The organism is Lysobacter sp. 5GHs7-4, from assembly GCF_021284765.1.
GTDB lineage: Bacteria > Pseudomonadota > Gammaproteobacteria > Xanthomonadales > Xanthomonadaceae > Lysobacter.
Map to the genome: position 1 here is coordinate 2178862 of NZ_CP089924.1, position 15037 is coordinate 2193898.

Annotated in this window: 12 protein-coding genes; all 12 read right to left on the reverse strand. The window is 68.1% G+C overall.

Annotated features, from left to right (window positions below; translation table 11 throughout):
• Positions 1-7 precede the first annotated feature (7 nt).
• The 12 genes from LVB77_RS09855 to LVB77_RS09910 all read right to left on the reverse strand — a co-directional run bounded on the left by LVB77_RS09855 (position 8) and on the right by LVB77_RS09910 (position 14807).
• On the reverse strand, positions 8-1489 hold the full coding sequence (locus tag LVB77_RS09855; RefSeq protein WP_232909945.1) for a J domain-containing protein: 1482 nt from the start codon (positions 1487-1489) through the stop codon (positions 8-10).
• On the reverse strand, positions 1489-2358 hold the full coding sequence (locus tag LVB77_RS09860) for a J domain-containing protein (RefSeq protein ID WP_232909946.1): 870 nt from the start codon (positions 2356-2358) through the stop codon (positions 1489-1491). The genes LVB77_RS09855 and LVB77_RS09860 overlap by 1 nt, the downstream gene beginning before the upstream one ends.
• Positions 2333-3622, reverse strand: a complete 1290-nt coding sequence (locus LVB77_RS09865) for a J domain-containing protein (protein ID WP_232909947.1) — start codon at positions 3620-3622, stop codon at positions 2333-2335. Before LVB77_RS09865 ends, LVB77_RS09860 begins: the two co-directional genes overlap by 26 nt.
• Positions 3619-5310: a molecular chaperone HscC gene (locus LVB77_RS09870; RefSeq protein WP_232909948.1), complete on the reverse strand. Its 1692-nt coding sequence runs from the start codon at positions 5308-5310 to the stop codon at positions 3619-3621. The genes LVB77_RS09865 and LVB77_RS09870 overlap by 4 nt, the downstream gene beginning before the upstream one ends.
• A 299-nt stretch (positions 5311-5609) precedes the next feature.
• On the reverse strand, positions 5610-7220 hold the full coding sequence (locus LVB77_RS09875; RefSeq protein WP_232909949.1) for a carboxyl transferase domain-containing protein: 1611 nt from the start codon (positions 7218-7220) through the stop codon (positions 5610-5612).
• A 167-nt stretch (positions 7221-7387) separates the two neighbouring features.
• Positions 7388-7783 (reverse strand): hypothetical protein, encoded by a 396-nt coding sequence (locus LVB77_RS09880; protein WP_232909950.1) that lies wholly within the window; start codon positions 7781-7783, stop codon positions 7388-7390.
• Between the two features lie 196 nt (positions 7784-7979).
• Positions 7980-8348, reverse strand: coding sequence for a hypothetical protein (locus tag LVB77_RS09885; protein ID WP_055910197.1), 369 nt, complete (start codon positions 8346-8348; stop codon positions 7980-7982).
• A gap of 122 nt (positions 8349-8470) precedes the next feature.
• A complete protein-coding gene (locus LVB77_RS09890) occupies positions 8471-9646 on the reverse strand; it encodes a thiolase family protein (RefSeq protein ID WP_232909951.1) in 1176 nt (391 codons plus the stop codon).
• Between the two features lie 720 nt (positions 9647-10366).
• Entirely contained in the window at positions 10367-11524 is a 1158-nt protein-coding gene (locus LVB77_RS09895) for an isovaleryl-CoA dehydrogenase (RefSeq protein ID WP_232909952.1), read from the reverse strand.
• A 94-nt stretch (positions 11525-11618) separates the two neighbouring features.
• Positions 11619-12722 carry a Glu/Leu/Phe/Val dehydrogenase dimerization domain-containing protein gene (locus LVB77_RS09900; RefSeq protein ID WP_232909953.1) on the reverse strand — a complete coding sequence of 368 codons (1104 nt, stop codon included), beginning with the start codon at positions 12720-12722 and terminating at the stop codon, positions 11619-11621.
• A gap of 422 nt (positions 12723-13144) precedes the next feature.
• Complete coding sequence (locus LVB77_RS09905) at positions 13145-14413, reverse strand: 2OG-Fe(II) oxygenase (protein WP_232909954.1); 1269 nt, start codon at positions 14411-14413, stop codon at positions 13145-13147.
• Between the two features lie 76 nt (positions 14414-14489).
• Positions 14490-14807 carry a hypothetical protein gene (locus LVB77_RS09910; RefSeq protein ID WP_232909955.1) on the reverse strand — a complete coding sequence of 106 codons (318 nt, stop codon included), beginning with the start codon at positions 14805-14807 and terminating at the stop codon, positions 14490-14492.
• Positions 14808-15037 lie beyond the last annotated feature (230 nt).

The window sequence follows — 15037 nt, forward strand, 5'->3', positions numbered from 1 at the left end:
ATGCGGATCAGTCTTTCAAGAGACTGAAGCACAGCGGCCACGCCATCGCCAGCAGCACCTGCGCGATCGCGATCTTGCCCAGCCAGCCCAGCTGGCGTCGCGTTTCGTCGAGCGTGGTGCGTTTGAATCTTGCGTAGATCAGGTCGTGCAGGATCGGAATCGCGCCGGCGTAGGCGCCGCTGACGATTTCCAGCGCGTCGGTTTGGCCGCTGTCCACCACGAGCCGGCCGAACGCGTAGACCACGAACGCACCGCTGGCCATCGCCGCGGCGACCACCAGATGTTCGATCCATGCGCGCGGCAGCGACCAGACATAACCGATGGCCACCAGCAGCGCGATCGCCGCGTTCGGCCACCACAGGCTGGCGATCAGGGTGCCGGTGAACCACAGGCCGGTGTACACCAATCCCGGATACCAGCCGCGCTCGCGCTCCAGATGCTCGGCCAGCCGCCGGGTCGCGGTGGTCAGCGATACGAACGTCAGCAGCGTCGTTGCCAGCACCGTGCAGTGCGTCGCCATCGCTTGCAAGGGATGGACGCCGCCGGTCGGCAGCATCGGCAACAGACCGATCAGGCCCAGGTAGTAGAACGGAACCCGCAGCGGCGCCACCATCAGGCGGCGCCAGTCCAGGCTGTCGCGGTCGGCAGCGCGCTCCCAATAGCGCACGCTTTCTTCGCTGAGCCGCTCGCCGGCGAAGTTGGGATAGTCGGCCAGCAGCGTGCGCGCCAGGTGCAGCGCGCGCGACGGCAGCAGCGGCACCAGCAGCAGGAACAGCCGTCGTAGCCAATGGCGCGGTCCCAGCAGTTCGCGCATCAGCAAGCGATCCACCGCCTTCTCGCGCGGCGTGGCGTAGCGCGCGATTTCTTGCTCCAGCGCCAGCGACTCCTGGGCCAGATGCAGACGTTCGGCCAGACGGCGACGGCGCCAGTCGTCGCCTTGCGACACTTCGTCCAGGTCGAAGAACTGCATGATCAGGCGCATGGTCTGCGGCGGCAGCGGCTCCTCGTCGGCGAGCAGGGCGGCCACCGGCTCGTGCAGGGCGCGCTTGAGTTCCAACGAGTACAGCGGTTCCAGGCCGCGCAGCCAGGCGTCCAGCGCCGGCGCCGGATCGTGCTGCGCGCGTTCGTGCAATTCGCGCAGGAAATCGTGCACGTCGAAACGCACGCGGATGAACTGCGGCGCCTCGTCGTCCTTGTCGTCGGCGACGGGGGCGGTCGCGGTTTCGTCACGCACCTCCGGCACGTCCGCCACGAACGGCGCATCCGCCGCAGCCTCGGCTTCGTCCGCGTGCAGGTGGTAACCCTCGTCGTCCTCGTCGCCGCGCCCGGCCGCGATCTCCAGACAGCGGCGGTAGGCCTCGTTCAGCGCCTGGAACGCGACGGGGTCCTCGTCGGGCCGGGTCTTGCGCAGGCGCTGAGCGTAGGCGCGCTTGATCGCCGACGCGTCGGCGCCGGGTACCAGACCGAGCAGGATGAAAGCGTCGCGCATCAGCGGACCATAGACGCGACCATACGCATCAGCGCGATGAACACCATCATGATCAACCAGATCTTCCAGCCATCCCAGCCACCGCTGCCTTCTTCTTCGATGGACTTGGGCTGGCCGAACAGTTCGTTGGCGGCGGCGGTGTGTTCGGGCGTCATGCGCGCGCGCGCTTGCAGCTCGGCAATCCGAGGCCACAGCCAATCGCGCTCGTGACCCACTTCGTCCAGACCGAAGAAATGCAGCAGGGCGGCGAGGTGGCGCGGCGGCAACTCCGGCGCCTCGATCAGCGCACTCAGCACCTGCGGCGCCAACGCCTCGCGCGCGCCGACGGCGTAGAAGGCCGGGTGCGCCTGCAGCCAGCGGTGCACGTCGGCGGCGCTGCCGACGCTGGAGGCTTCCAACAGGCCGGCAATGAATTTGTCGTGGTCCAGGGCATAGTAGCGGTCCCCGCCTTCGAACTCGTCATCGTCATCGGTATCCGGGGCCATCGAGTCCAAGGCAGACGCTTCGGTGAGAAGTTGTCGGTCCAGGCGTAGGGCGGCGGCCAGCGCCTCGGGTGTAATCCGCATCGTCAACGTGTCGGCCGATGCCGTGCCACCCGCATCTACGGAGCTTGCGTCCTGGTCGTCCCCCCAACCTTCGTCGCCGCTGTCCTCGCCGCTCTTGGTGCGCCAAGCGACGTGATCCAGGCATTGGCGATAGGCTTCGTTCAGCGCTTGAAACGCGATGGGATCCTCGTCCGGCCGGGTCTCGCGCAAACGCCGGGCGTAGGCACGCTTGATTGCGCGCTCATCTGCGCCAGCATCCAACTGCAGGAGGGTGAAGGAATCGTCTATCACGAGCAGGCTAAGGTTCCAGGATAGGCGCGGCACGCAGGCATCCCCTGCGTAGCCGATAGTGCCGGTGCCCCCATGCTCCGGTAAAAATCGACGCCGCGCTGATCACGCCCACAGCCGCCGCAAACAATGCGCTGCCGCCGAGCGCCAGCTCTTTGAGATTGACGAGGCTGGCCACTAACCACAGTGCGAAAGCCATGGCCATGCGCAGTGCCACCACGGTCCAGCGCAACTGGTTCCATGGACCGCTGTCGGTCAACTCGACAAAGAATTCGTACTGTCGGCGACTGATCTTGGGGTGAAAGCCGTGGTAGCGATCATGGAGAAACTCGGCGATGCGTACGACCGCTGGCGCCGTCCCCGGTACGGCTGCTGCAACGAAGGCCTGGAGGACGCTAAATTTTCGCTTTAGCTGCCTGATCGCGATCGGTCCTCGCGTCGCCATAAAGTCGACGTTTTCGGTGGCAATTACGTTGCGCGCCAGGTTGCGATCTCGCAGCAGTTGGTCGTCCTGCAGTCCGAAGAATTCCGTCAGAACTTCCATGCATCGCGGTTCTAAAAAAAAACTGTCGTCGGCCGTCAACCACTCGCGAACTCGCTGCGCCGTGTCGTTTCGCAATGCAAGATCGTTAAAGTAGGGCTGCGAGTTCAGCCAGACCCGTAGATCCGGCGGCGTGCGCCGGTGCTTCCGCAGCTTGGTCAGGAACGTGGGGAAGTCGAATTGCGAACGGAGCCGCAGCGATTGGAGCGCGGCGCGCACCGGCTCCGGATAGTTGCCGATACCGCCTAAATCGAAAAATTCCGCGATCGCATCCAGTGCGTCCGCTGGCAGCCGTGTTTCGAAGTTCATGATCAAGGTGCGCATCAGGGCGATGGCGGCCTCGGCCTTGAACTCCAACGAATACAAAGGCGCGTACTGCGTCAACCACTGGGCGAACTGCGGGCCGCCCTCTTTGCTCGCCGCCTCGATCATGCTCGCCACCGCCTGCGGCAGCGATACATACGAAGGGGCAGGCATCGCCGCCAGATAAGGTGCGGCGGTAGGCTTGGTCGGATCGATTGTGATCGGGCCACTGTTCCAGCCCGTTCGCGTCTCGCCCACCGGCAAGGCCTGCGAAACCGCAACCGTGCCACCGCGTCGTAAATGCAGTTCCAGCGCGGCCTGATACGCTTCGTTTATCTGTTGGAACCGTTCCGGATCTTCGTCTGGCCGTGCCGTGCGCAGGGCCGCAGCATAGGCGCGCTTGATCTGACGTTCGTCAGCGGTTTCATCCAAGCCCAGCAACTGATACGGACTCACGCGTAGCCCTGGGCTTCGACCTGATCCAGGAACGCGGCGAACTGGCTGCGCTGCTCGGCGATATCGCGCAGATCCTGGCTGTCCAGCAGGGTGCGGAAACGCACCAGCGCCGATTGCAGCTGGTCGCGCGCCCACAGCAACTCCTCGTACAGGCGCTCGGCGCGCGCGATCACCGCGATGTTTTCCTGCTGGTCGCGCGGGTGGATCTTGATCGCCGTCAGAGCCGCCAGGCGCACGCGGATTTCCTCGGGCGACAGCACGCCAGGGTTCTTCTCCAGCACCACTTCGCGGGTCAGTCCGGTGGACAGCGCGGTGGCCTCGACCTGCAACAGGCCGTTGATGTCGTAGGTGAAACGGATGTCCACCGGATTCTCGTTGCGGCGCTTGGCCGGAATCTCGATCGACACCTTGCCCAGGCGCACGTTGTTCTCCACCCGCGGGCTTTCGCCCTGGTAGATCTCGAACTCGACCTCGCGCTGGCCGTCGCGCAAGGGGTAGTAGCGCTCCACCCGGCTCACCGGCACCGTGCTGTTGCGGTGGATGATGGGCGAGAACACGCCGCTGACGTGCTGGCCGTTGCCGGTCTCCTCGGCGGTGTTCACGCCCAGCGTGTGCGGGCACACGTCGGTGAGGATGATCTCCTCCAGCGATTCGTCGCGCGCCTTCATGCCGGCGGCCACGCAGGCGCCCATCGCGATCGCCTCGTCCGGATTGACGTGGCGCAGCGGCAGGCGGCCGAACATGCGCGAGACCAGACGCGCGGCCAGCGGCATGCGCGAGGCGCCGCCCACCAGCACGATCTCGTCGAGCTGGTCCGGGCGCAGCTTGGCGTCGCGCATGGCGCGCTCCAGCGGCGCGCGCAGGCGCTGCACCAGCGGGTCGCAGAGTTGGGCGAAGGCGTGCTCGTCGATGCGCCAGCGGCGCGGCTCGCGTTGCAGGCTTAGTTCGACCACCGCTTCGTGGCCGTGCGCCAGCTCGCGCTTGGCCAATTCCAGGCGGCGCTCCAGTTGCGCCAACTCGGCCAGGGTCAGCCGTTCCAGCGGCAGGTCCTGATCGCGCAGGAAGGCGTCGCGCATCGCGCGCGAGAAATCCTCGCCGCCCAGGAAGTTGTCGCCGGCGCTGGCATGCACTTCCATCACGCCCTCGAACATTTCCAGGATCGAGACGTCGAAGGTGCCGCCGCCCAGGTCGAACACCAGGTAACGGCCCTCGCTGCGCTGCTGCAGGCCATAGGCCAGCGCGGCGGCGGTGGGTTCGTTGATCAGGCGCTCGACCTTGATCCCGGCCAGTTCGCCGGCGATGCGCGTGGCCTTGCGCTGGCTGTCGGAGAAATAGGCCGGCACGCTGATCACGGCCTCGTCGATGCGTTCGCCCAGATGCGCCTGCGCGTCGGCCAGCAGCGATTTGAGGATCAGCGCCGACAGCTCCTCAGGGCGGAATGCGTGCTGGCCCAGCGCGGTGCGGCGGTCGGTGCCCATCCAACGCTTGAAGGCGCCGACGCTGCGCTGCGGGTGCGAGACCATGCGCTCCTGCGCGGCGCGGCCGACGATGATCGCGCCGTCGTCGTCGACGCTGACCACCGAGGGCGTGAGCAACTCGCCCAAGGCATTGGGGATCAGCTTCGGACCGTCCGGTCCGTACTGACCGATCAGGGAGTGGGTGGTGCCTAAGTCGATGCCGACGATCATGAGTGCGAATACGAAGTAGGGCGGTTCAGTCGGGATCGCGCAGCTCGTGGGCGTCGCGTCCGCCGGCCGGGGGCGGGCGGGGCGCCGCGCGTCCTGCGCGTAGGTCGAGAAGATACAGCCTCGCAGGCGCGCGCAGGAGCGGCCGCTGCCGGCGCCCGGTCCCGCGGTCGTGCAGCGGCCGCGGCGACGGGTTCATCGTCGCCTGGCGATGGGCGCAGAAGCGGAAGGCGGATCGTGCGCGGTGGGGGGCGGGCAGGGTCCGCCGCCGGCGTTCCAGTGCGCTCCTCGCCGCCATCGGATCACATCCGGAACACGCCGAAGCGCGTGCGGTCCTCGATCGGCGCGTTGAGGCTGGCCGACAGGCCAAGGCCCAGCACGCGGCGGGTGTCGGCCGGGTCGATGATGCCGTCGTCCCACAGCCGCGCGGTGGCGTAGTAGGGATTGCCCTGATTTTCGTACTGCTCGCGGATCGGCGCCTTGAAGGTGTCCTCCTCCTCCGGCGTCCACACCTTGCCCGCAGCCTCGATGCCGTCGCGGCGCACCGTGGCCAGCACCGAGGCGGCCTGTTCGCCGCCCATCACGCTGATGCGCGCGTTCGGCCACATCCACAGGAAGCGCGCACCGTAAGCGCGGCCGCACATGGCGTAGTTGCCGGCGCCGAAGCTGCCGCCGATCACCACGGTGAACTTGGGCACGTGCGAGCAGGCCACCGCGGTGACCATCTTGGCCCCGTCCTTGGCGATGCCGGCGTTCTCGTATTTCTTGCCGACCATGAAGCCGGTGATGTTCTGCAGGAACACCAGCGGGATGCCGCGCTGGTTGCACAGCTCGATGAAGTGCGCGCCCTTGAGCGCGCTCTCGGCGAACAGGATGCCGTTGTTGGCGACGATGCCGACCGGATAGCCGTGCACGTGCGCGAAGCCGGTCACCAGGGTCTTGGCGTAGCGCGCCTTGAACTCCTGGAACTCGCTGCCGTCGGCCACGCGCGCGATCACCTCGCGGATGTCGAACGGCTTGCGGGTGTCCTTGGGCACGATGCCGTACAGCTCGTCGGCCGGGTACAGCGGCTCGCGCGCGGGCTGCACCGCCACCGGCAGGGTCTTGCTGCGGTTGAACGTGGCGACGATGTCGCGCGCGATCTGCAGCGCGTGGCGGTCGTCGTGGGCGAAATGGTCGGCCACGCCGGACACGCTGGTATGCACCTCCGCGCCGCCCAGGGCCTCGGCATCGACCACCTCGCCGGTGGCGGCCTTCACCAGCGGCGGGCCGCCGAGGAAGATCGTGCCCTGTTCCTTGACGATGATCGATTCGTCGCACATCGCCGGCACGTAGGCGCCGCCGGCGGTGCAGCTGCCCATGACCACGGCGATCTGCGGAATGTTCTCCGCGCTCAGCCGGGCCTGGTTGTAGAAGATGCGGCCGAAGTGCTCCTTGTCCGGGAACACCTCGTCCTGCAGCGGCAGGAAGGCGCCGCCGGAATCGACCAGGTAGATGCAGGGTAGGCGGTTCTCGCGCGCCACTTCCTGCGCGCGCAGGTGCTTCTTCACCGTCATCGGGAAGTAGGTGCCGCCCTTGACCGTGGCGTCGTTGGCCACGATCACCACTTCCTGGCCCTGCACGCGGCCGATGCCGGCGACCATGCCCGCGGCCGGCGCGGCGCCGTCGTACATGCCCTCGGCGGCCAGCGGCGCGATCTCCAGGAACGGCGAGCCCGGATCCAGCAGCGCGGCGATGCGGTCGCGCGCCAGCAGCTTGCCGCGCTCGGTGTGCTTGTCGCGGGCCTTGTCGCCGCCGCCCTGGGCGGCGCGGGCGAGGCGGGCGTCGAGTTCCTCGACCAGGGCCTGGTGATAGGCCGCGTTGTCGCGGAAATCCTGCGAGCGCGGGTCGAGCTGGGAAGTGATCGCGGGCATCGATGCGGGCTGTTCGAAAGACGCGGCATCAAACCACAAAGCGCAGGCGCGGGCCAATGACGCTTTCGAGGGATCGCGCGCCGTGGCGCCGCCAGGGCCTACGCGGGTCACAAAAAGAAAGGCCCGCTTGCGCGGGCCTCTCCGGACTTGCTCGGGAACGAAGCGAATTACTTCTTCGCTTCTTCCTTCTTGGCTTCGGTCGCAGCAGCGTCGGCCTTGTCGGCGACCTTCTGAGCGGCGTCGGCGGTGGCGTTGGCGGCGTCGGCGGTCGCGGCGGCGGCGCCGGCAGCGGCTTCCGAGGCAGCGGCGCTGGCGGCGTCGGCAGCGTTGTTCACGGCAGCGCCGGCTTCGGCAGCGGCTTCGCCGGTGGCGGCAGCGGCGGCGTCGGCGCCTTCGGCGACGGCGGTGCCGGCAGCGTCGGCGGCCTGGGTGGCGGCGTCGCCAGCCTGCTCGGCGGCGGTCGCGGCCTCAGCGGCCTCGTCCTTCGCGGCATCGGTGTTGTTGGTGCAAGCCGACAGAGCCAGGACGGCGACGGCGAGGAGGACGTGGAGCTTGGTGTTCATGGTTGTCTCCGAAGGAGTTGTCTGAAGGAATTCTGTGTAAGCGCGGACGAACATCAGGCAACGCCAGTGCGCGCAGCGACCCGGGCTGGCCGGTTCTATCGTTCACTGACCACTACATCATCTACGGAAAAGCCGCCGGTAAACCGGCGGCTCTTCCAGAGGTATTACCCGATCGGTTCCAGAGGAACCGGGGGTATTACTTCTTCGGCTCTTCCTTAGCAGCGTCGGTCGCCTGGGTGGCGGCCGAAGCGGCGTCGGCGGCAGCGTCAGCAGCCTTGCCAGCAGCGTCGGCAGCGGCGTCGGCAGCGGCCGGGGTGGCGGCAGCGGCAGCGGCGTCGGCCGAGGTGGCAGCGGCGTCGGCAGCGGTAGCGGCCGTGTCGGCAGCAGCCTGAGCGGCGTCGGTGGCAGCGGCGTCGCCGGTAGCGGCGGCGGCGTCGGCGGTGGCCTGGGCTTCGGTCGAAGCAGCGGCGGCATCAGCAGCAGCGTCATCAGCCTGCTTCTGGTTCGAGCAAGCGGCCAGGGCCAGGCCCAGGGCCAGGGCGAGCAGCGCCTTGTTGAAAGTCATGATTCGGTTTCCTCGTCGATTAGTTAGGCAACGCGCAGTTGCGCGCCGATAACATGATGACAAGCCAGTGACGCGTGTCAAGCGGCTGGCCGGTTTTTTTTGCACAACGCGTTTTTAACTTTTTACAGGAGCTCGACCGCGATCGCCGTCGCTTCGCCGCCGCCGATGCACAGCGAGGCCACGCCGCGCTTGCCGCCGCGGGCGCGCAGGGCGTTCAGCAGGGTCACCACCAGGCGCGCGCCGGAGGCGCCGATCGGATGGCCCAGGGCCACCGCGCCGCCGTTGACGTTGAGCTTCTCGTGGGGGATGCCCAGGTCCTTCATCGGCGCCATGGCGACCACTGAAAACGCTTCATTGATCTCGAAAAGATCGACGTCGGCGACCGTCCAGCCGGCCTTTTTCAACACGTTTGAAATCGCTTTCACCGGTGCGGTGGTGAACCATTCCGGCGCCTGCGCGTGGCCGGCGTGGGCGACGATGCGCGCCAGCGGCTTGAGCCCGCGCGCGGCGGCGTCGTCGGCCGACATCAGCACCGCGGCGGCGGCGCCGTCGGAAATCTTCGAGGACGCAGCGGCGGTCAGCACGCCGTCCTTGCCGAACGCCGGGCGCAGGCCCGGGATCTTGCTGACGTCGATCTTGCCCGGCTCCTCGTCGCTGTCGACCACGACGTCGCCCTTGCGGCCCTTGACGGTCACCGGGACGATCTCGTCCTTGAACGCGCCGTTGGCGATCGCGGCCTGGGCGCGCTTGACGCTCTCCTCGGAGTAGGCGTCGATCGCGGTGCGGTCGTAGCCGTAAGCGGCGCAGGTGGCGTCGCCGAACACGCCCATGGCCTTGCCGTCGTAGGGGTTGGTCAGGCCGTCCCAGGCCATGTGGTCCAGCATCTCGGTGCTGCCGTAGCGGATGCCGGTGCGCGAGTTGTTGAGCAGGTGCGGGGCATTGGTCATCGACTCCATGCCGCCGGCGACCACGACCTTGGCCGAGCCGGCCTTGATCAGGTCGTGGCCCAGCATGATCGCCTTCATGCCCGAACCGCAGACCTTGTTGATGGTGGTGCAGCCGGCGGACGTCGGCAGGCCCGCGCCCAACGCGGCCTGGCGCGCCGGGGCCTGGCCCAGGCCGGCGGGCAGCACGCAGCCCATGATGACCTCGTCGACCTGGTCGGCGGCCACGCCGGCCTGATCCAGCGCGGCGGAGATCGCGGCGGTGCCTAGGGTCGGGGTCGGGACGCCGGTGAACTGGCCGAGGAAGGAACCGATGGCGGTGCGCTTGGCACCGACGATGACGATGTCGCTCATGGCGGACTCCGGAATAGTGCGGCCGGCGCGGGGGCCGGAACTTTCCGATTATGCGACTCGATGCTGCAGTGCCGCAAATGCCGAATTCGGGGTGGCTGGAGCGGAATCGGGGCGGGCGGAAGGGCGGGCGATCGCGGTCGCGACTCACCGCAAAAGCGCGAACGCCGTCGCAAGCTCCGGCGCGACTCGAACCCCGGTCAAGGTCCTGAACCGCTCAGATTGGTGTACCGCTGTGCAACGGCCGGCACCCGATTTGGGTAAGCAGCGCCGCGTGCCGCGACCGGCTTCCTCGAACTGCGTCGCTGACCCGGCTGCGACGCACCCCGATCGCGGCTCACGCCGCTCCCACAGAAAGCGGAAGCGATCCCTGGTGCATGGACCTCGTCTCGGGGTAGGAGCGGTGCAAGCCGCGACCGCGCCACGTCACATGCCGGTGCACCTTCCGGCATCTCGGGCCGCGGCTCGCGCCGCTCCTACCCCAAAGCGGTTTCGCCCAACGCCTTCTGTGGGAGCGGCGTAAGCCGCGATTCCCCAGCCGGGCGAGGCACCCACGCCACGGCGAAGGCATGCGCGAGCGGCCATCCCAAAAAGAAAGGCCGGCGAACCCGCCGGCCTTTCGTAGTAACGCGATCGCGGCTCGCGCCGCTCCCATAGAGAACAGGGCTCGCGAAGCGGAACTTGTGAACCGGCAGCTGCCGATCAAGCCCAGCCCACAGCGCCTCAGCTATTCCCCTGAAACAGCTCCCGCCCGATCAACATGCGCCGGATCTCGTTCGTGCCCGCGCCGATCGCATACAACTTCGCATCGCGCAGGATCCGCCCGGTCGGGTACTCGTTGATGTAGCCGTTGCCGCCCAAGGTCTGGATCGCTTCCAGCGCCACCTGCACCGCGCTGTCGGAGGCGTGCAGCAGGCACGAGGCCGCATCCACGCGGCTCTTGTAGCCGGCATCGAAATCGCGCGCGACCTGGTAGGCGAACGCGCGGCTGGACTGCAGCGCGGTGTACATGTCGGCGATCTTGCCCTGCATCAGGCCGAAGGTGCCGATGGCCGCGTCGAACTGCTTGCGCTCGCGCACGTAGGGCAGGGCGCTGTCCATCGCCGACTGCATCAGGCCCAGCGGGCCGCCGCTGAGCACCAGGCGTTCGGTGTTCAGGCCGCTCATCAGCACCTTGACGCCCTGGTTGACCTCGCCCAGCACGTTCTCGGCCGGAATCTCGCAATCCTCGAACACCAGCTCGCAGGTGTTGGAGCCGCGCATGCCCAGCTTGTCCAACTTCTGCGCCGTGCTGAAACCCTTCATGCCCTTTTCGACGATGAAGGCGGTCATGCAGCGGCTGCCGCTGTCCTTGCCGGCGGTGCGCATGTAGACGATCAGCACGTCGGCCTCGGGGCCGTTGGTGATCCACATCTTGTTGCCGTTGGCCACCCACACGCCGTCCTTGAGTTCGGCGCGGCAGCTCATCGAGCCGACCACGTCCGAACCGGCGCCCGGCTCGCTCATCGCCAGCGCGCCCTTCCACTCGCCGCTGCACAGCTTGGGCAGGTACTTCTGGCGCTGCGCCTCGTTGGCGTTGGCGTAGAGGTTGGACACGCACAGGTTGGAGTGCGCGCCGTACGACAGACCGACCGAACCGGAGGCGCGCGAGATTTCTTCCATCGCCACCAGGTGGGCCAGGTAGCCCATCTCGCTGCCGCCGTACTCGCCCGGCACGGTCATGCCGAGCAGGCCCATCTCGCCCAGCTTGGGCCACAGGTCCTGCGGGAACGCGTTGTCGTGGTCGATCTGCGCGGCGCGCGGGGCGATTTCGGCTTCGGCGAAGCGGCGCACGGCCTCGCGCAGCGCATCGATCTCTTCACCCAGGGGGAACGGACGCATCGGGACTCCTGTCGATCTGAACGGGTTGCACAAAAAATGTGGGTAACGCCCCAACGAAAGACGGGGCCTTGCGGCCCCGTCGTCGTCGAACCGCTTAGTGGCCGCCGCGGATTCGACCGCGGAAGCTCGGCGCCGAACGGCCCATCGGCAGCTTCAGCTTGCCGATCGCGTCGATGCGCTCCTCGGCCAGGCGGTCGGCGGCCTTGTAGGTCGGGATCGCGTCGCGCTCGGCGATTTCGAAGATGCGGCCCAGGTTGTGGTAGATCGTGCGCATCATGCGCATGGCGCGCTCGCGGTTGTAGCCGTCGAGCTCCAGCGCCACGTTCATCACGCCGCCGGCGTTCACCGCGTAGTCCGGCGCGTACAGGATGCCGCGCTTGGACACTTCGTCGCCGATGGCGTTGTTGGCCAGCTGGTTGTTGGCCGCGCCGCAGATGATCTTGGCCTTCAGGCGGGGCAGGGTCTGCTCGTTGATCGTGCCGCCCAGCGCGCAGGGCGAGTAGACATCGGCGTTGACGTCGTAGATCTCGTCCAGGCCCACCGCTTCGGCGCCGTACTCGGACACGGCCTTGTCGACCAGGCCCTTGTTGATGTCGGTGACGAAGATCTTGGCGCCGCGTTCCTTCAGCAGCTTCACGAACTCCATGCCGACGTGGCCCAGGCCCTGCACGGCGTAGCTGTACTTGCCCACTTCCTCGTCGCCGAAGCGCTTGTTCAGCGCGGCCATCAGGCCCTGCAGGGTGCCGTAGGCGGTGAACGGCGAGGGATCGCCGGAACCGCCGTGGACCTGGTGCACGCCGGTCACGTACTCGGTCTCGCGGTACACGTATTCCATGTCGTTGACGTCGATGCCGACGTCCTCGGCGGTGATGTAGCGGCCGCCCAGCGAATCGACGAACTTGCCGAACGCGCGGAACAGCGCCTCGGACTTGTCGGCGGCCGGATCGCCGATGATCACCGCCTTGCCGCCGCCGATGTTCAGGCCCGCGACCGCGTTCTTGTAGGTCATGCCGCGGCTCAGACGCAGCACGTCGTTCAGCGCGTCCTGCTCGGTCTTGTACGGCCACATGCGCAGACCGCCCAGCGCCGGGCCCAGCACCGTGTTGTGGATCGCGATGATGGCCTTCAGGCCGGCGTCCTTGTTATGGCAGAACACGACCTGCTCATGGCCGAAGGTGTCGAGGGTTTCGAAAATCATCGGGTGCTCCGAAACGGCGTGGTTGCGCGTAGCGCGTAACGCCAGGAATGTCTGGTAAGTCGGTGAAAAATAAGAAATTCGCCTGCGCGGAGCCTCATGGACAGGCGCCGCAGGGGCGACAGTCTAAAGCAATCGGCGGATACGGCTATGTATGGGGCCGGGCGGTTCGCCGACGGACCGAACATGAACAGGCGACCACGCCCGCAGCAGCAACCAACGCTTTGGGGTAGGAGCGGCGTAAGCCGCGACCACGCCCCCGCCCCCGCGCCGCCTCTCCGATTCCCGAAGCCTCTCCAGCGCTCTCTGTGGGAGCGGCGTGAGCCGCGATCTCCCCATGCCAGGCAAGCGCCGCGATTCGCGGTGCCTCATCGCGGCTCACGCAGCCCCCACAGAAAGCAGGAGCCTCCCCCGGCAACTCGACCTCAAAACAACCGATACGGCCGCTCCCGCAACCACAACGTCGCCAGCCATTTCTCCCCGCGCAACACCGGCAACCCCGCATGCAGCGAATCCGGATCCGGCCGCCCGTCCGCGTGCAGATTGTCGAAGATCACCGCGCGCCCCGGCAGCGGCGCGACACGCACCGCTGCCACCGGAAACTCGGTCTCGCCACCGGCCTCGACCGCGTTGAGATACACGCAGACCGTGCGCAGCCGGTTGCCGGCCTCGGGCCGGTCGCGCTCCAGCGAACCCGGCGGCCGGTAATCGCGATGCGGCCGGTACTCCTCGCCCGGCGCATAGCGCAGCACCGTCAGATGCTCCGCCTGCGGCAGCGCCACGCCGGCTGCATGGGCCATGCGCAGTTGCACCACGCGCAGCGCGATGTCCTCGATGATCGGGTCGAACGCCGAATCGCTGCTGGTGCGCTGCGCATGCGGCACCGGCAGGCCCGTGTCCGGGTTGATGGTCTGCGAACGCTGCAGCGACGGCTGCGCACTGGCGATCAGCAGCCGGCATTCGTCCGCCGACATCAGCCCGTCCACGCAGGCCACGCGCGGCGCCGACGCCAGCGGCGTCACCGCGACCGGCTGCAAGGCCTCTTCTAAGGCCAGGGTGCCCGGCGCGATCGCCGCCGCCATCGCCGGCGGCGGCGGAGTGCTGGCGGGCAGGCGGGTCACGCCGTGCGCGGCCAACTGCTGCAGGATTTCCTGCGCCGCGCGCGGTTGCGCCGGGCAGCCCTCGCCGCGCGCCAGGCGCTCGGCCAGCAGGCGCGCGGCCACGATGTCGCCGCGCCCCGCACCGCGTTCCAGCAACTGCAGGCACACGGTCTGATCGCGCTCGTTGGCGCGCCGGCCGAAATGGATCGCCGCCGCCCGCAGCGCCGGCGGGTAGTCGGCCTGGATCGCCGCCAGCAGGCGCTCGTTGCTGCGCCCGTCGTGCGGCAGCGCCGACCCGCCCAGCGCGATCAGCGCCAGAAAGTACCCCGCGATCGGACTGCCGGCCGACTCCGCGCGCAACAGCCACTCCACCGCGTGCTCCGGATCGGCCTGCGTGCCCACCCCGTACATCAGCATGCGCGCGTACTCGATCTGCGCGTTGGCCAGCCCGGCCTCGGCCGCGCGCCGATGCAGTAGGCAGGCCTCGTCCAGACGCTGACGCGTCACCAAGGCGGTGGCCAGGTGGTAGAGCGCCTGCGGCGAGCCGCGTTCGGCGTCCAGGCGCAGGCGGGTGAGATCGGGGTCGTCGCTCATCGCCTGAGCGTAACCGAGCCTCGCGCCGCTGGGCAGGCATCGCGGGCGTTACGCGTACGCAACGCCCGCGCCGTGCTCAGCGCCGCGCCCAGTAACCGTCGTTGAGGCGCCAGCCCGGCCCGTGCCGGTGCCAGCGCGGCGCGACATAGACATAGCCCGGCCGCACGCGCACGTAATGCCCGCCCATCCACACATGCTGGCGTCCGTTCCAGCGCCAGTAGCCCGGCGCCCACACATAGCCGCGCCGCACCTGCACGCGCTCGTAGCGCAGCGGCGGCGGCGCCACCCGCACGCTCACGTCCACATACCCGCGCGCCTGCGCCGGCGCCGCATGCACCGCACCCAGCGCCGCCACCGCGATCGCCGTCGCCACCACCCAAGAACGCATCGCCATCGTCCTGCTCCGCTACCGGCGCCATCCGCCGTCAGCCAGACAACGCCCGCATCCCCGCCGCTGTTGACGCGCGCCGCGTCATAATTCAGTGCCGCGCCAGCAAGCTGAAGCCCGGCTCGCTGAGCGTGAACGACGCCGGCTTCGGTTCCGGAGCTGGCTCTGGCTCCTGCTTTCTGTGGGAGCGGCGTGAGCCGCGATCGGTGTGTGGTGTCGCAGCCAATCGCCGCGTG